Raw genomic sequence first — 17,134 nt, 5'->3', positions numbered from 1 at the left:
CCGGAAGCAAGCAAGCAGTGCGCGCCCGAGGGCGCGCGAGAGAGAGGAAGAACATGGATGTCAAGATGAACCGCAACATGGGACGTGTGCTCCTGGCGACGGCGTGCGCCGCCGCCCTGACCGTCGGGACCGCCGTTCCGGCGTTCGCCGTGAACCAGAGCGGCACCACGAGCGTGACCTACTCGTCCTCCCAGCAGGTGCCCGGCACCAACGGCTGGGGCTTCGAGATCCCGACCTCCATCCCCTTCGGCGCCGACAAGTCGGTGACCGTGGACGCGTCGGTGAACTTGTACAACACGACCCCCGGCGGCTCGGTCGACCAGATCACGACGCTGCCGGCGGGCGGCGCGAAGCTCTGGCTGGAGTCGGCCAACGTCTTCATGCTCCAGAAGGGCTCCGCCGACCCGGTCGGCTACGAGATCGCCTACACGGGCGGCGGGGTGACCACGTCCAAGTTCGACAACGCGACTACCAAGACCAAGGCCGCGATCGGCACGTTCGACAAGACCAACCCCTCAGCGGCGGGCGTAGCCAAGCGCACGGGCGACGCCAAGGAGGGCGGCGCGCACACCGACACCCTCACCTTCAGCTACGAGGACACGACGGGCGCCTAGGCTCGACGCGCCCCGGGGCCGCCGCCGCTGACGCGGCGGGCCCTCGAGTCCCCTGCAGCGCCAGCGCGCCGACGGGGGCTCGCGCCAGCGCCCCCCGGCTCCCCGGGGGCGCCCTGTCCACCGAGCCGGAAAGGCGGAACCACCTTGCTGCAAGAAGCCCTTGAGACCGCGCGGCGACGCAGGCGCCGCCGGCGTATCCTCGCCGTCGTCCTCGTCCTCCTCGCGCTCGTCCTCGCCGCCGCTGCGGCGTTCCTCCTCCTGAGGCCCGCGCCGGGTCCTGTGGTGGATCCTGCGGCGGTCGACTACTCCATCCCGGGCTACGACAACCCCGACGGCTCCGAGCGGGGCCGCATACGCGTGCCCACGTACTCGGCCTGGACCATGGAGGCGGGCTCCGACACCGTGGAGGTGCCCCTCGTCAACACCGAGGGCAACCCCTGCTACATGAAGTTCGCCGTGAAGCTCAAGGACTCCGGCGAGGTGCTCTACGAGTCCGAGCTGGTGCCGCCGGGCAAGGCCGTTCCCGAGATTCGCCTGAACCGCCCGCTGGAGGCGGGAACCTACCCCGTCGCGGTGGAGATATCGACCTTCAGCCTGGACGATCCTACCCAGCCCCTCAACGGAGCCCAGATGGGAACCGAGATCACGGCATCGTAGGGCGCTCCCGGGAGCCCGTTTTCTTCCCACGTTCCGCCTTGATATCCTTCCCGTGTCGCGTTTCGACGAACATCAGGGAGCAACCCCCCGGTTGGCGCGCGGGTTCCCAATCCCCGGTCCTTGGCTGCCGTCGTGCCGCCCGTCCGGCTCGTGGGGCGGCGCGCATCCCGGTCAGCCGGGATGTTTCACGTGAAACATCCGTACGCGTTGGAGGGGGGGCGCAGGATGGGACCCGCGCCGGCGAGCGCCCTGCGACGGATCGTTTCCCTGCGCATGGAAGAGAATGCGCGCTATGCACGATTCTTCTCCCTCGCCATTTCTTCCGACCGGGTGTTTCCCTCCTCGCCTCCGTCGGCAGGCCCCGATAATCGTGCATAGCGTGCGTTCTCTGCCGCCCCGCTTCCCGGCCTTCTGCGGGCGATGCCGGCGCGAGCCCGTTCGGGCCGAACGCGGCGGCCGGCCCCCTCGGCTGGCGCCCCCCCCCGACTGGCGCGGCCTCCCCGACCCCCCCCCGGACTGGCGCGCGGCCCCTCCCGGCCGACCTCCGTCTTAACCTCATCTTAACGCCCGCACCCTCCATCTTTACGCCGCGCTCATGCGGTTCTTCCTATGCTGGGTTCGTGGCGGTGCTGTCGTATGCGCCGCCACGCAAAAGGACCGATAGGAAAGGATCGAGATGGAATTCGTAGCAGGCTTCGTAGGAGGGTTGAGCATCTTCCTTGCGCTCTACCTGTTCTACAAGCTTCTCAGGGGCGGTGACGAACGGTGATAGACGAGCTGTTCGAATACGGCGTGTACCTGGCGCTGCTGGTGGCTTTGGCCATCCCGCTGAGCGCGTACCTCAACAAGGTCATGGCCGGTCAGAAGACCGTGCTCTCGCGGGTGCTGGTTCCGGTGGAGAACGCGGTCTACCGCTGCATCCGCGTAGACAAGTCCGAGGACATGGGGTGGAAGCGCTACCTTGTGAGTGCGTTCGCGTTTTCGGCGATCTGCCTGGTCGGGCTGTTCGCCATTCTCATGCTGCAAGGCCTGTTGCCGCTCAACCCCGAAGGGATTCCCGGGATGTCCTGGGATCTCGCGTTCAACACCGCCGTCAGCTTCGTGACGAACACGAACTGGCAGGCGTACAGCGGCGAGAGCGCGCTCAGCTACTTCTCCCAGGCGATCGGCCTGACGGTGCAGAACTTCGTCACGCCCGCCGTGGGCTTGGGCGTTTTGTTCGCGCTGTTCCGCGGCATCGTGAGCGAAGGGAATCCGGGCCTCGGAAACTTCTGGGTCGATGTGACGCGCGCGGTGCTGTTCGTGCTCATCCCGCTGTCGCTTGTGGTGACGATGATCGACGTGCAGCAGGGCTCGCCGCAGAATTTCAACGAGTACGAGACGGTGCAGCTGCTGGAGCCGGTCGGCGTGACCGCTGATGGCAGCATCGTCGATGCCGACGATCCGGCCGCCGTGGAAACCATCGACCAGGCGACAGTGCCGATGGGCCCGCAGGCCAGCCAGGTCGCCATCAAGCAGCTGGGCACGAACGGCGGCGGCTACAACGGCGTGAACTCGGCTAGCGCGCTCGAGAACCCCACGCCCCTCACCAACCTGGTGCAATGCCTGTCGCTGCTGCTCATCCCCGTGGCGTGCGTGTTCAGCTTCGGCCGCTTCGTCATGGATCGCCGCCAGGGGCGCGCCGTGTTCGCGGCCATGTTCATCTTGCTGGTAGGCGCGCTCGTGGCCATCGCGGTGTTCGAGCAGATGGGCACGCCCCAGCTGGCGGCCGACGGGCAGGTGTACATGGGCGCCAGCGGGCAATCCGGCGGCAACATGGAAGGCAAGGAGACGCGCTTCGGCGTGACCGACTCGTCGCTGTGGGCCGCGTTCACCACGGCCGCCTCGAACGGTTCGGTCAACGCCATGCACGACAGCTTCACGCCTATCGGCGGCATGGTGCCCATCGTGTTGATGGCGCTGGGAGAGGTGGTGTTCGGAGGCGTCGGCTGCGGCTTGTACGGCATGCTGGGCTTCGTCATCCTCACGGTGTTCATCGCCGGGCTCATGGTGGGCCGCACGCCCGAGTACCTGGGCAAGAAAATCGGCCCGAAGGAGATGCGCATGGCCGTGATCCTGTGCATCACCACGCCGCTGCTCATCCTAGTCGGCGCGGGCATCATGAGCCTCGACCCGGCAACGGCGAACAGCCTGAACAATCCCGGCGTGCACGGGTTCTCGGAAGTGCTGTACGCGGCCACGTCCGCAGGAGGCAACAACGGTTCGGCCTTCGCGGGATTCAACGGCAACACGCCTCTGATCAACCTGGTGTTGGGATTCGAGATGCTGGCGAACCGCTTCATCCCCATCGCGGCGGTGTGCGTGCTGGCCGGCAGCCTGGCCGTGCGTCCCAAGGTGGCGACGAGTGCCGGCACGCTGTCCACCAGCAATGCGCTGTTCGTGTTCCTGCTCGTGCTCATGGTGCTGCTGATCGGCGCGCTCACGATGTTCCCCGCGCTTGCGCTGGGTCCCGTGGCCGAACAGCTGATGATGGTGCTCTAGGAAGGCGGGCGAAAGAAAGATGACGACTACTGCAATGAACGAAACTCCTATGGGCGCAAGCCCGCAAGGTGGCAAGCTCGCCGGGCGCAAGGCGTCGATGAGCGCGTTGGCCAAGCGCGCCGTGATCGACTCGTTCGCGAAGCTCACGCCGCGCGAGCAGGCGAAGAACCCGGTCATGCTCATGGTGTATATTTCGGCTATCCTGACGCTCGGCCTGTTCGCGCTGTCGCTGTTCGGCATCGCCGATGCGCATCCCGCTTTCATCTTCGCCGTATCGGCGGTTCTGTGGCTCACGGTGCTGTTCGCGAACTTCGCGGAGGCGCTCGCCGAGGGACGCGGCAAAGCTCAAGCCGACTCGTTGCGCGCCGCGAAGCGCGACATCGATGCCCACAAGTTGAACGAAGGCCTCGTGGCCAAAGGCACCCATGCGGACGACCCGGCCGAGTTCTTCCGGCTCAACGCCGAGGAGGTGAGTTCGGCCGTCCTCAAGAAGAAGGACCTGTTCTACGTTGCGGCGAACGAGCAGATTCCCGCCGACGGCGAAATAGTCATGGGAGCTGCGTCGGTTGACGAAAGCGCCATCACGGGCGAGTCCGCCCCGGTCATCCGCGAGACCGGCGGCGATCGCTCGGCCGTCACCGGAGGCACCACAGTGCTGTCCGACTGGCTGGTGGTGCGCGTGACGGCCGATGCCGGTCACAGCTTCCTCGACCAGATGATCGCCATGGTGGAATCGGCCGCGCGTAAGAAGACGCCGAACGAGATCGCGCTCGAGATCCTGCTCATCGCGCTGACCATCGTGTTCTTGGTCGTGTCCGTGTCGCTGTTCGCGTTCAGCAGGTTCGGCGCCAGCCAGGAGGGCATCGCGAACCCCACCACCATCGCCTCGCTCGTCGCGCTGTTCGTGTGTTTGGCGCCTACCACCATCGGCGCGCTGCTCAGCGCCATCGGCATCGCCGGCATGAGCCGCCTCAACCAGGCGAACGTGCTGGCCATGAGCGGCCGCGCCGTGGAGGCGGCGGGCGACGTGGACGTGCTGCTGCTGGACAAGACGGGCACCATCACGCTGGGCAACCGCCAGGCGGCCGAGTTCATCCCGGTCGACGGCGCAAGCGAGCGCGAGGTTGCCGACGCGGCGCAACTGGCAAGCCTCACCGACGAGACGCCGGAGGGCCGCAGCATCGTGGTGCTGGCGAAGGAGCTGTTCGACATCCGCGCCCGCGTGCTGGAAGGGTCGGGCATGACGACCATCCCGTTCACGGCGCAGACGCGCATGAGCGGCGTGGACTTCGAGGGCCACGAGATTCGGAAGGGGGCGGCCGATGCCGTCAAGAGTTATGTGGAGTCGTGCGGCGGCACGTACAGCGCTCAGTGCGCCGCGGCGGTTGAGCATGTCTCGCGCGCAGGCGGCACTCCGCTGCTTGTTGCTCGCGATCATCGTATTCTGGGCGTCGTCTATCTGAAGGACATCGTCAAGCATGGCATCAAGGAGAATTTCGCCGACTTGCGCACGATGGGCATCAAAACCGTCATGATCACGGGCGACAACCCGCTGACGGCCGCCGCCATCGCCGCCGAGGCCGGCGTGGACGATTTCATCGCCGAGGCCACGCCCGAGACGAAGCTTGCCGCCATCCGGCAGTACCAGGCCGAGGGACACATGGTGGCCATGACGGGCGACGGCACGAACGACGCGCCGGCGCTCGCGCAGGCCGACGTGGCCGTGGCCATGAACAGCGGCACCCAGGCGGCGAAAGAGGCCGGCAACATGGTGGACCTCGATTCCAGCCCCACGAAGCTCATCGACATCGTGCGCATCGGCAAGCAGCTGCTCATGACGCGCGGCAGCCTGACCACGTTCTCCATCGCCAACGACGTGGCGAAGTACTTCGCCATCATCCCGGCGTTGTTCGTGCCGTTGTACCCCGCGCTCGAGGCGCTCAACATCATGCGCCTGACCAGCCCCACCACCGCCATCTTGGCGGCCGTCATATACAACGCGCTCATCATCGTGGCGCTCATCCCGTTGGCTCTTAAAGGCGTGAAGTACCGCGAGGCCACGTCCCAGAGCCTGCTCAAGCGCAACCTGGCCGTGTACGGCCTGGGCGGCATCGTCTTGCCGTTCGCCGCCATCAAACTGCTGGACATGGGCCTGACGGCGCTGGGCGTCGCGTAGGAAGGAAAGGATCCATCATGACGTTCAAATTGGGAAACCAAGCGAAGACCTGGGGAAGTGCGGCGTTGTTCTTCCTCGTCACCACGGTGCTGTGCGGCGTGATCTACACGGCGGCGTGCACGGGTTTGGCGCAGCTTTTCTTTCCGCACCAGGCGAACGGCTCCATCATCGAAGTCGACGGAACGAAGTACGGAAGCGAGCTGGTGGGCCAGCGGTTCACCGACGAGAAGCACCTTTGGGGCCGCGCCATGAACCCCAGCACGGGCACGTTCACCGATGCCGAGGGAAACGACGTGCTGTGGTACGCCCCGTCCAATCTCAGCCCTGCGGGCGACGAGTTCGCGACGGCGGTGCAGGATCGCGTCGAGCAGATCCGCGCGGCTCATCCCGAGATGGGGAACAAGCCCATCCCCAGCGACCTCGTGACGAACTCCGGCAGCGGGTTCGATCCGCACATCTCGCCGGCTGCCGCCGAATACCAGGTGGACCGTTTGGCGAGGACAACCGGCAAGAGCGCGTCCGAGATCCGCGACATCATCAAGCAATGCACCGAGCAGCCCCAGTTCGGTTTTCTGGGGGATGCGCGCGTGAACGTGCTGAAAGTGAACCTGATGCTCGACGGCGTGCTATGATGGCGGCACCGATACGACTGCGAGTGTGATTATGGACTACGAAGCAAGGCGCGACCCCGATGCGATCCTGCGGCAAATCGTCGAGGAGGAGGCTGCCGAGGGCGATACGCGCGGCAAGCTCAAGATATTCTTCGGCTATGCGGCGGGCGTGGGTAAGACCTACGCCATGCTCGAGGAGGCCCACGCCGTGCTGGAAAAGGGGTTCGACGTGGTCGTCGGTTACGTCGAACCCCACACGCGGGCCGATACGATGGCGCTTGTCGACGGACTGGAGCAGATCTCCCCATCGACGGTTCAGCATAGAGGCATCTCTCTGCGCGAGTTCGACCTGGACGCCGTGCTGGCGCGCCATCCCCAGATCGTGCTGGTGGACGAATTGGCCCACACGAACGCCCCGGGTTGTCGGCATCGGAAGCGCTACCAGGACGTCGAGGAGCTGCTGCGCGCAGGCATCAACGTGTTCACCACCGTGAACGTCCAGCACCTCGAAGGGCTCAATGACAAGATCGCCGCCATCACGCACGTGAGCGTAGCCGAGCGCATTCCCGACCGTATCTTCGACCAGGCTGCATCGGTCGAGCTCGTCGATATCGAGCCAGACGATCTGATCGAGCGCTTGGAGGCAGGAAAGATATACCTTCCCGATCGCGCCCGCACGGCGCTCGGCAACTTCTTCTCCCGGAAGAACCTGGCGGCGTTGCGCGAGATCGCGCTGCGCCGCATGGCCGATCGGCTGACGCGCAAGGCCGAATGCACCGAGGCGGGCGCGCGCGTGGAGGCCGGCGAGGACGTGCTGGTGTACGTAACGCACAATACGGGCAACGTGAAAGCCATCCGGGCCGCTGCGAATATGGCGGAGTCCTACCATGGGGCGCTCACTGCGGTGGTGGTCGAGTCGTCGCAGAGCAAGAAGTTCGATTCCGACCAGCGCGGACGACTGCGCGCCAACATCGATCTGGCCGAAGAGCTGGGTGCGCACGTAGTCACGCTGTTCGGTGACGATATAGCCCAGCAGCTGGCGCAGTACGCGGTGACGGCCGGCGCGACTCATATCGTGGTGGGCAACGCCACGGGTGGCCTGTCGGTGCGTTCCCTGCTGCGCGAGAGCCTGGTGAGCCGGCTGATGAAGCTCGCGCATGGGGCCGTGGTCGACGTCGTGCCGACGAAGGACTTGCCTGCGCAATATGGCCGGCTGTCCGAAGCCACAGGGTTTCGCCTGACAGGCGCTGACGTTTGGCGTGCGCTCGCGTCGGTCGCCATCGCCACGGCTATCGGACTGGCCATCTATTCCCTTGGGTTGGCCGGTTCCGTCGTGCTCATGCTCTACCTCATCGTGGCTCTGCTCATCGCTACGCGCGCCGACGGCTTCTTCTATGCGCTGTTCGTGTCGATGGGCAGCGTGTTTGCATACAACTTCTTTTTCACCATCCCGCGGTTCACGCTTCATGCGGTAGGGCTGAACTATCCCATCATCTTCGCGTTTCTGCTCGTGGGCACATTCGCTGCATCATCGCTGGCCATCCGCATGAAGCGTCAGGCCGAGAGCACCGCGCGCCGTGCGTATCGCATGGAAGTGCTGCTGGAATCCAGCCGAAAGCTGCAGGGTGCCCGCAATGCGGACGAGTGCTTCCGGCTTGCGGCCGAGCAGGTCATCAAGCTGCTGAACCGCCCGGTGGTCATGTACCGCTTGGGCATCGACGGTCGTCTTGCGAAGCCCGTGGTGCACGACGTCCCTGGGACGCTGGGCGGCGATGCCGGTGCCTGCGCGCTCGCATCGCCCGAAGAGTCCGCGGTCGCCGCATGGTCTGCGGCGAACAACGAGCGTGCCGGAGCCACTACCGACACGCTCGCCGATTCGCAATGCCTGTACCTGCCCATCCATTCGAAGGACGCTGTGTTCGGAGTAGCCGGCATCGCGATGGACGACATCGACGGGGAGGAGGACTTCGGGGCTTTCGAGAAGAACCTTTTGCTGGCCATCCTGGACGAATGCGGCCAGACTACCGAGCAGATCGTCTTCGCCGAGGATAGGCGGCGCATGGAGATGCGCATGGAGAAGGAAACGCTGCGGGCGAATCTGCTGCGCACCATCTCGCACGACCTGCGTACACCGTTGACCAGCATTTCGGGCGATGCGGACATGCTTTTGCACGATCGCGGCGCGCTGTCGGCGCAGCAGAAGGAGCACTTGTACCGCGACATCCACGACGACGCGTGCTGGCTGGTCACGCTCGTGGAGAACCTGCTGTCCATCACGCGTATCGACAACGGCACGCTGCAGCTGGCCGAACAGCCCGAGCTGGTGGCGGATGTCGTGAGGGAGGCTCTCCAGCACGTCGATCGCCGCGCTGGGAGACGCCGCGTCGACGTGGAGTTGGAAGACGAGCTGCTTATGGCCGACATGGATGCGCGTTTGATCGTGCAGGTGATCATCAACCTGGTGAACAACGCGGTATCGTACACGCCGGCCGACGGGCGCATAGTCGTGAGCGCGCGGCGGGTCGTGGAGCACGATCGTCCGCGGGTGCGCATCGCGGTTGCCGACGAAGGCCCGGGCATTTCCGAGGAAGATCGCAAGCATATCTTCGACATGTTCTACAATGGCTCCACCGGCCGGCGGGGCGGAAAGAGCGGCGATTTCAAGCGCGGCATGGGCTTGGGCTTGTCGCTATGCCGTTCCATCGTCGAAGTGCACGGCGGCACTTTAGACGTGCGCAATGTGAACCCGCACGGTAGCGAGTTCTCGTTCACGCTGGCAGCGGTGGAGGCCGGGGACGTGGTGGCGCGATCGACGGAGGAAGCGCGTGGCTGATGGGTACCGGATACTGGTGGTAGAGGACGACGCGGCGGTGCGGCGCCTTGTGACGACCACGCTCGATTTGCACGGATATGCGTACCGGGAAGCCCGTACGGCGTCGCAGGCGCTGCTCGAACTGTCGTCGCAGCCGCCCGATCTGGCTATCCTCGATCTCGGTTTGCCCGACGGAGACGGGGTGGAGGTCATTCGCACGCTGCGCGGGTGGTCGTCGCTGCCGGTCATCGTGCTATCGGCGCGTTTGGAGGATGCCGACAAAGTGGAAGCGCTCGATGCCGGAGCGGACGATTACCTGGTGAAACCGTTCTCAGTCGAGGAGCTGCTGGCTCGCGTGCGCGTGGCGCTGCGCCGATTGGATCGGGAGCGAGCGATGAAGGGGGATGCGGACGAAGCCGTCTACCGCAACGGGAGCCTCCGCATCGATTATGCGGCAGGCAGCGTGTGGCGCGACGACGAGGAGATTCACCTCACGCCGTTCGAATACAAGCTCCTCTGTCTGCTGGCGCGCAATACCGGCAAGGTACTCACGCACAACTACCTGCTCAAAGAGGTGTGGGGCACCATACTCGCGTCCGATCGCTCGTCGCTTCGCGTGTTCATGGCCACGCTTCGCAAGAAGATCGAGCCCGATCCTGCGAACCCTCGCTACATCCAAACCCACGTAGGGGTAGGGTATCGCATGATGCGCGTGGAATAGGAGCGCTTCGAGCTTACGACCCCCCCCCTTCTCTCTCTCTCTCTTCTTCTTCTTCTTCTTCTTCTTTCGGTCGATCGTCGAATAGGGTTTTAAGGCAGGAAATATTTTCGGGCCCGACCGTTTCCTTTCGCTTGCAGCGTCCCCTGTTGGGCGAGTGCTGCCAGTTCGCGCTGAGCGGTTCTGCGGGCGACTCCCTTGCGCTCGAGATCGGAAACCGTTGCATATCCACGATCCAAGGCGATTTGTCTTGCAAGAGAAAGCATATCGTGAGGACGCTCCGCGACGGGTTCGACGTTCTCGACGTGCAGGGGGACCGTCGTTGTGAAAATCGCCCCCTCGTTGAGAACCGGTTCCGCCCCAGAGTAGACTTTGGTGTATTTGTACAGGTTCCGTGTGCCGGAACCCAGCTCTTCCGCCAGCCCGATGTTGTTGAAGAATGCGCCTATCAGGGGGTTCTTTGGGATAGGATTGAAATCGCTCAGCGTGATTCGACCCATGAAAGGGGCGCGACTTGCATTTTCCGTGCGCAACCTTTCATTGTCGATGATGAGTTTTGCAGGAAATGGGCTCGTGTATTCGCGATGCACGAGCATGTTCGAGATTACCTCGCGAACGATGATGTCGCGAGGGCTCACGCGAACGGAGCCTTCAAGGTGGAACCGATCCGGCAGATGTTTCGTGCAAAAGCCGGTGAGTTGGTCGAAGGCTTCTATCAGATTGCTTGTGACGATGACGCGATCGTCGTATCGATCCTGGTCGCTTATCCTGACAACGGCATCCGTTTTATAGGAAGGGCACAGCGACCGAATGACGTCGGCATCGCCCAACAACAAGACGGCTGCAAGGTTGAATCCTTTTTCGCCCGTGACGAAGTTCTTGCCGAAAAGCCCTGCCGAATGCAAGAGGTCTTCGTCGGTCATGCCGTTCCAAGGGTGTCGGGTTCGTTTTCCCGTGGCCATCGTTCGGATGGCGGGAAGCAAATCCATGCGCAAATCACTTGCTTCCACATACGGGAACACCCGCTGCTCGGTGTAGATGTTCTGCTTGCGTACGCACAAAGCCGTAAGCTGGCTTTCGGTGCTCACGACAACGTCGGCGTCCTCGATGCGCTCGAATATCCTCCCTTTGTATCGGTGGATCGACGGACTGGGAGGAATCCATATCCGAACAAGCGACGAGCCCTCGAAAACGATGTCTTCGAACTCAAGGGTGGCCGGCGGGTCGAAAACGTTCGGATTGTGAACCACGTTGGTCACGTTCCTTTTCACGGGCACGATATTCTCTTCGGGGATTCCGATTGCGTTTCCATCGTCTTCTACTCCCAGGTAGATGCTGCCCCCGAAGCTGTTCGCGAAAGAGCAGATGGTCTCGAACGTGTCTCTTCCAACCGAGTTTCCGCAGCGTTTGAACTCGATGGAGGGGGTCTCTCCGGTTGCGAGGTCGCTGCGCAATTCTGCTTCGTCCATGGGCGCCCTTTCCGAGTGATTCAGAGGAAACTCAGTATAACAACATTTGGCGCGATTTGGCGCGATTTGGCGCGATTTGGCGCGATTTGGCGCTTTTCGATTTCTCGATTCCGACTCCCCGGGTGGCGCATAATCCTCGGAAGAGGCTCCTCGCCCCCGGAGCCGCGCCAGCTTCCTACCAAAACACGTTCTGATGACGGTTTTGGTAGAGAAAATCCCCTGCGGACATCCGCTTAGGTTTCTCGAACTGGGAAAACGTTCCGCGGATCGGGTGAAAGGGAACCCGATCCGGTGGTTTCCCTACCAAAACCGTCATCAGAACGTGTTTTCGCCAAGGGAAGGGTCGGCGTGCGGGAACGCCCCCCCGTCTGCGTCGGGAACGCGACGGCGCGGATCTTTCCAGCCGATGCCTTCACCGGAGGCGAGGTCGTAGAACGCGATCCGGCATTATGCGTTAAACGGGGAGTCGGATTCTCGGGTTTTCGTCATGTGCATGGTGATGCCGCCCATTAAACGGGACGAGGAGCTTGTCCCGCCAAGCGAATTTGACGAAATGTCGGGAATATTTGCTTCAATGCAAGCCCCTGATCAGCGAGAATGGTACCCGATGGAATCGCTGGGAAAGGGATAGCGCATGGTGGGCGAGAAGCTTATGAAGCTGCGGAAGAAGCGGGGGATGAGCCAGCAGGAGGTGGCGTCCGCGCTGGGCGTGACGCGGCAGACCGTTTCCAATTGGGAATGCGATCAGGGTGCTCCGTCGCTCGACAAGGCGGCCGATCTCGCCCGTCTGTACGGCGTGAGCCTGGACGATCTGGTGGCCGACGAGGTGGAAGTGGTAGTGGCCGATCCCGATCAGGCCGCTGGAAAGCCGCGTGACCTGCATGTGCTCCGCCATCTGGAAGGCAAGCAATGCCGCATCTGCTATCGGTATACGCATGATGAAATCGACATCTTCAAAGCGGTTTCGATGCCCGAGAAAGCGCGCGTGCTCGATGTCAGCGATGGTTGGCTGCGCGTCGAACACGAGCTGGGCGGCGGTGCGCCCTGGTCGAAGAAGGAAACCGCAGTGCGCCTTATCGACATCGATATCATCGACAGCATACTGGCTTGGCCGAACGAGGATGATAGTCCGCATGCGGCAACGTGCGAGGAGGCGATCTCGTGACGGAGCTGTTGTTGGTCATCATCATCGTGCAGCTCGGCTTCGTTTTGAACAGGCTGCACAAGAAGGGCGATTCCGCGAAAGAGAGCGTATTCGATCGCTTCGAACGCGAGCAGAAGGGGAACGCCGTGTTCGTCGCTTCCCAGCTTCGCGAGTTGCACGGTTGCGCGTGTGCGTTCACTCTCTGGGCGCCAGGGCGCATTTTTGCTGACGAGTCTCCGTCAACGCAAGGACGCGGTATCATCCTCGACTCCGACGACGAATGGGTGCTCATCGAGTGTCCCGCCCCGTTCGGCGCGAAGGGCGCCACGCAGCGCCTGTTCCGCATAGCCGACATCAAGTCCGTCGCAGAGATCGTCGGTTAAAGTCACGCAGTGTTCCTCCGCGAGCAGAGCCGTGAAGGAACACTGCGTCCGATCACTCGCTCAGCCAGTGTGCCGTTTGCGCCGAACGGGCGAAGTGGATATCGTGCAGCACGACCAGCTCGCCGTCGAATGCGTACAATACCACGTGGGGAATCGAACGGAATTCGAAGACGAAGCGTCGCCTTGCCTTGCCCGTGCGAGGATAGGCTTCCGGGAACGTGCGCACATTGACGAGCGCGGCGACAAGACTTGTTTTCAAGCCTTGGTCGGGATCTTCGATCCCTGAAAAGTACAAGTTCTGCGTTATCCGCCGAATGTTCACATCGAAGCGAGCGGTGGTTCTTACTGGGAACATGGCCGCCCCCAATCTTCTCGGGGATATTCACGCTTAAGGCGCTCGACTTCCTCGTGTGCATGTTCGAAGACCTCGTCGAGGGTGTACGTAACCCCCGTGCGCTTCATCTCGGCTTCCGAGGCGTCTACAATCGCGTCGCAGTACGCATCATATGCACGTTGCTGGTCGACCGACATCCCAAGGGACGTCAAAAACGGATCAGGTTGAAATTCCGCCATGTTCTCACCTCCTTCGATTACGGCAAGCGGTACGCGTTCATGCATGATACGTGCCATATATCCTCCTACCTTGCGGGCGCGAGTTCCTAAGTCGGCCCCCTCGTTCCCTGGCTGCGAGGATCTTGCAAGCGTTGCGTCAGGCGGAAGGGGAACACCTTCGCCTCTTCGGACTGCGCTTATGCGCAGCGCTTGTACTGGCTCGTGTACGAGTTCATTTTATCAAGCAGAACATTTGTTTGTAAGTCTTGTTTCCGAGGTGGAATCCTGATATGGGAGCCTGCGGCGATTCCGCGTCTACGCCTTCGGCTTTTTCGCCACGTGGACGGCGGCGATGCCGCCGGTATAGTTTTTCCAGGTCACATCCTCGAACCCGGCTTTCTCCATCATGGCTGCCAGGCCTTGCTGGTTAGGGAAGGCCTTGATGGAGCGCGACAGGTACACGAAGCCCTCGCGGTCGCCCGTGATCAGGCCGCCCCAGAAGGGGATGAGGTGCTTGAGGTAGAAGCCGTACAGCGCGCGCCATACGGCGTTCGGCGGCGTTGAGAACTCCAGGCACACCAGCGCTCCTCCGGGCTTGAGCACGCGGAACATTTCGGAAAGCGCCTGGTCGCGCTCGGGCATGTTGCGGATGCCGTACGCCATGGTGATGGCGTCGTACGACTCGTCGGCATAGGGGATATGCTGTGCGTCCACCACCTCGAAGTCAACCGGTACGCCCTCGGCCTTACCGTCCTCATAGTGCATGCGGGCCACGTCCAGCATCTCATCCACGAGATCGGTGCACTGGATATGGCGCGGATGCTTCGCGCGCGCCACGGTGAACGTCACGTCGCCGGTGCCGCCTGCGATGTCCAGCACGTCGGCGTTCTCGTCGATGGGCGCCTGGCGCATCATGCCCGCCAGCCATGTCTTGTACGCGCCGAAGCTGGAGACGGCGTTGAACCGCTCGTATTTTTTCGCGATGGTGGAGAAGATGTCTTTCACGCGTTCGGACGAGATGTCCGCGGGCGCTTCCTTGCCGGTAGCGGTATCGATGCTCACAGGTGATGCTCCGTTGATCAGGAAAGATTGGAAGGGTGCGCCTCTCGGGCGCGTCTTTATTATACAGGAAAGGAACCTGGCGAGAACAGGCTCCTTTTTTCCGCAGGGCGAGCGTATAATCTCCCGAGCCCACGAAGGAGATTGAGGAGCACCTTTGGAACACGAGCATGAAACTCCCGAACTCGATCAGGAATTCGACCCCGTATTCGAAGAAGAGCAGCAGCATCTGACCGAAACCTATGCCAAGCTGCAGACCATGGGTCGCGATCTGCTGGCGAAGATGGAGGCTAACAGCAAAGACGCGGCCGCCGACAAGCTGGCCATGGTCGACGAGCTGTCGGTGAACCTGGCCAGCTACGCCGACGCCATGGAAACCTATGCCGACTTCGCCACGGTGAACCGCGTCATCGACGCGTACAACCTGGCGCAAACCGTCGATGCGGAAAAGCTGACCAGCATCCAGGTGCTGCTCAAGCAACCTTATTTCGCCAAGGTGGTTCTGCAGATGAAGCCTGGGCAGGAGCCGAAGGAGCTCTACATCGGCACCGCCGGCATCGCCGACGAGAACTACCGCCGCCTTGTGGTGGACTGGCGCTCGCCGGTGGCCGAGGTGTACTACAACCAGGAGAACGGCCCCACGTCCTACGAGGCCAACGGCCGCACCATCCGCGTCGATCTCAAGCTGCGCCGCCAGTTCGACATCGAAGCCGATCGGCTGAACGCCTACTTCGACACGACCGTCGCCATCCAAGACGCCATGCTGCTGGCGTCGCTGTCGAAGCGCCGCACGGCGCAGATGCAGGCCATCACCGCCACCATCCAGAAAGAGCAGAACCAGGTCATCCGCCACGCGGACGCGCCCACCTTGCTGGTGAACGGCATCGCCGGCAGCGGGAAGACGTCGGTGCTCATGCAGCGCATCGCGTATCTGTTCTACCAGCAGCGCGAGAGCCTCGATCCCAGCGAGGTGTTCCTCATCACGCCGAACCCGGTGTTCGAGCGCTACATTGAAGGCGTGCTTCCCGACCTGGGGGAGCGCAATCCCGAATGCCTCACGTGGGATGAGTTCCTGCGAGGCCTCATGCCGCCCGAACGGTCCGGCGGACAGGCGCCTGCGTCGCTGGACGCGTTCGAGCGCATCGACGAAGCGTGCGCGACGTTCTCGTTCGACCAGCATGATTTCAAGGAGATCCACTGCAACGGCGAGCGCCTGGTCACGGTTGGACAAATCCTCCAAGTAGCGGCCAAGTTCAGAAACATCCCTGCTGGCCCCCACCTGGTCACGCTCATGCGCGAGGAGCTGCTGCGGCGTCTGGACAGCCGCTTGAAGCAGCTGGCGGCCTCGGACAAAGTGCTCGACGAGATCTCGATGCTTACCCTCGACCAGCAGGTGGAGCTGTTCCGCGAAACGTTCGACCCGCACGACGAGAGCCAGGTGCGCGAAGTGGCGCAGCAGTACGTCGATTTGCGGTTCGCCGACGCGCGCCGAGCCGTCGAGAACGACGACTGGCTGCGCATCGACCGCATCGGCATGCGCCTTCTGGGCGTGGAGAACCTCGTTCCGGTCGAGTGGCTGTACCTCAAGATGGCGCTGACGGGCCTCGGCAACGCAGATGCGAAGTACGTGATGATCGACGAGGTGCAGGACTACACGGTGGCCCAGCTGGCCGTGCTGGCGCGCTACTTCAAGCGCGCGCACTTCCTGTTGCTGGGCGATCAGAACCAGGCCATCGCCCCGGGCACCGCCACGTTCGACCAGGTGCGCGCGCTGTTCCGGGAGGTGCGCGGCCCGCTGGAGGAGTGCCGCCTCATGACCAGCTACCGCTCCACCCCCGAGATCACGCAGCTGTTCGCCAGCCTGCTGGACGATGACGAGCGCCTGAGCATCTCGTCCATCCAGCGCGCCGACACCGCGCCGGAGATCATCGCGTGCGCAAGCGAGCAGGATTACGACCGTGAGTTGCGGCGCGTTCTTGCTCAAGCGGTCGGCGACGACGGCCTCACTGCCGTGGTGGTGCCGCAGAAGCATCAGGCCAAGCTGCTGCGGAAGAAGCTGGGGGACGCGGCTCCCGCGCTCATCGACGCGGCCGCCACGCTGCCCGCCAGCGGCGTAGTGCTGGTGCCACTCAAGCTGGCGAAGGGACTGGAGTTCGACCACGTCATCGTCCCCGACGCCAGCGAGCGCGCGTTTCCCGACGACCCGCTGTCGCGCCGTCGCCTGTACACCACCGTTTCCCGTGCCACCCGCGGCATCACGTTGCTCGCGCAAGGCGAGGTTACCCCGCTGCTGGCCGGGCGGGCGTAGCGGGGGCGGCGGCAATGCGCGAGCAAGCGACCCTGCCCATGCGCCTGCCGATTCCCCTGTGTGCTTTCCCCGAAGAGCGGGTCGGGAATG

Annotated in this window: 14 protein-coding genes; 10 read left to right on the top strand and 4 right to left on the bottom strand. The window is 63.3% G+C overall.

What is annotated here, in order from left to right; all coding sequences use genetic code 11:
- Positions 1-53 precede the first annotated feature (53 nt).
- From ELEN_RS14285 to ELEN_RS14255, 7 genes are all read left to right on the top strand, one after another.
- A complete protein-coding gene (locus ELEN_RS14285; RefSeq protein WP_015761431.1) occupies positions 54-614 on the top strand; it encodes a hypothetical protein in 561 nt (186 codons plus the stop codon).
- Between the two features lie 144 nt (positions 615-758).
- Entirely contained in the window at positions 759-1,271 is a 513-nt protein-coding gene (locus tag ELEN_RS14280; RefSeq protein WP_015761430.1) for a hypothetical protein, read from the top strand.
- A 765-nt stretch (positions 1,272-2,036) separates the two neighbouring features.
- Entirely contained in the window at positions 2,037-3,812 is a 1,776-nt protein-coding gene (gene kdpA, locus ELEN_RS14275) for a potassium-transporting ATPase subunit KdpA (protein WP_009609092.1), read from the top strand.
- A 49-nt stretch (positions 3,813-3,861) separates the two neighbouring features.
- A complete protein-coding gene (kdpB, locus tag ELEN_RS14270; RefSeq protein ID WP_009609096.1) occupies positions 3,862-5,988 on the top strand; it encodes a potassium-transporting ATPase subunit KdpB in 2,127 nt (708 codons plus the stop codon).
- Positions 5,989-6,005: 17 nt separating this feature from the next.
- Positions 6,006-6,620, top strand: a complete 615-nt coding sequence (gene kdpC / locus ELEN_RS14265; RefSeq protein WP_009305207.1) for a K(+)-transporting ATPase subunit C — start codon at positions 6,006-6,008, stop codon at positions 6,618-6,620.
- 31 nt (positions 6,621-6,651) lie between these two features.
- Positions 6,652-9,432, top strand: a complete 2,781-nt coding sequence (locus ELEN_RS14260) for a sensor histidine kinase (RefSeq protein WP_009305206.1) — start codon at positions 6,652-6,654, stop codon at positions 9,430-9,432.
- Positions 9,425-10,132 (top strand): response regulator, encoded by a 708-nt coding sequence (locus ELEN_RS14255; protein ID WP_009609064.1) that lies wholly within the window; start codon positions 9,425-9,427, stop codon positions 10,130-10,132. The genes ELEN_RS14260 and ELEN_RS14255 overlap by 8 nt, the downstream gene beginning before the upstream one ends.
- An 89-nt stretch (positions 10,133-10,221) precedes the next feature.
- Here the strand turns inward: ELEN_RS14255 and ELEN_RS14250 are convergent, their stop codons facing one another.
- Positions 10,222-11,598, bottom strand: coding sequence for an AlbA family DNA-binding domain-containing protein (locus ELEN_RS14250; RefSeq protein WP_009305204.1), 1,377 nt, complete (start codon positions 11,596-11,598; stop codon positions 10,222-10,224).
- Positions 11,599-12,232: 634 nt separating this feature from the next.
- Between ELEN_RS14250 and ELEN_RS14245 the strand changes: the two genes are divergently transcribed.
- Together ELEN_RS14245 and ELEN_RS14240 are read left to right on the top strand one after the other, a co-directional pair.
- Positions 12,233-12,763, top strand: coding sequence for a helix-turn-helix transcriptional regulator (locus ELEN_RS14245; RefSeq protein ID WP_009609057.1), 531 nt, complete (start codon positions 12,233-12,235; stop codon positions 12,761-12,763).
- Complete coding sequence (locus ELEN_RS14240; RefSeq protein ID WP_009609049.1) at positions 12,760-13,125, top strand: hypothetical protein; 366 nt, start codon at positions 12,760-12,762, stop codon at positions 13,123-13,125. Before ELEN_RS14245 ends, ELEN_RS14240 begins: the two co-directional genes overlap by 4 nt.
- Before the next feature lie 52 nt (positions 13,126-13,177).
- Here ELEN_RS14240 and ELEN_RS14235 read toward each other — a convergent pair whose 3' ends face one another.
- The 3 genes from ELEN_RS14235 to ELEN_RS14225 all read right to left on the bottom strand — a co-directional run bounded on the left by ELEN_RS14235 (position 13,178) and on the right by ELEN_RS14225 (position 14,739).
- A complete protein-coding gene (locus ELEN_RS14235) occupies positions 13,178-13,480 on the bottom strand; it encodes a hypothetical protein (RefSeq protein ID WP_009305201.1) in 303 nt (100 codons plus the stop codon).
- The gene (locus tag ELEN_RS14230; protein ID WP_226844386.1) at positions 13,468-13,755 is read right to left on the bottom strand and encodes a GMP synthase; all 288 of its coding nucleotides are present in this window, start codon (positions 13,753-13,755) and stop codon (positions 13,468-13,470) included. The genes ELEN_RS14235 and ELEN_RS14230 overlap by 13 nt, the downstream gene beginning before the upstream one ends.
- A 237-nt stretch (positions 13,756-13,992) precedes the next feature.
- Positions 13,993-14,739 carry a class I SAM-dependent methyltransferase gene (locus tag ELEN_RS14225; RefSeq protein ID WP_009609050.1) on the bottom strand — a complete coding sequence of 249 codons (747 nt, stop codon included), beginning with the start codon at positions 14,737-14,739 and terminating at the stop codon, positions 13,993-13,995.
- 154 nt (positions 14,740-14,893) lie between these two features.
- Here ELEN_RS14225 and ELEN_RS14220 point away from each other — a divergent pair, with 154 nt between their 5' ends.
- A complete protein-coding gene (locus ELEN_RS14220; protein ID WP_009609053.1) occupies positions 14,894-17,044 on the top strand; it encodes a HelD family protein in 2,151 nt (716 codons plus the stop codon).
- The last annotated feature ends 90 nt before the right edge of the window (positions 17,045-17,134 follow it).

This window comes from Eggerthella lenta DSM 2243 (genome assembly GCF_000024265.1).
In the GTDB taxonomy this organism is placed as follows: Bacteria; Actinomycetota; Coriobacteriia; order Coriobacteriales; family Eggerthellaceae; genus Eggerthella; species Eggerthella lenta.
Note: the sequence above shows the minus strand (reverse complement) of the source record. Positions and strands in the feature narration are given on the sequence as shown.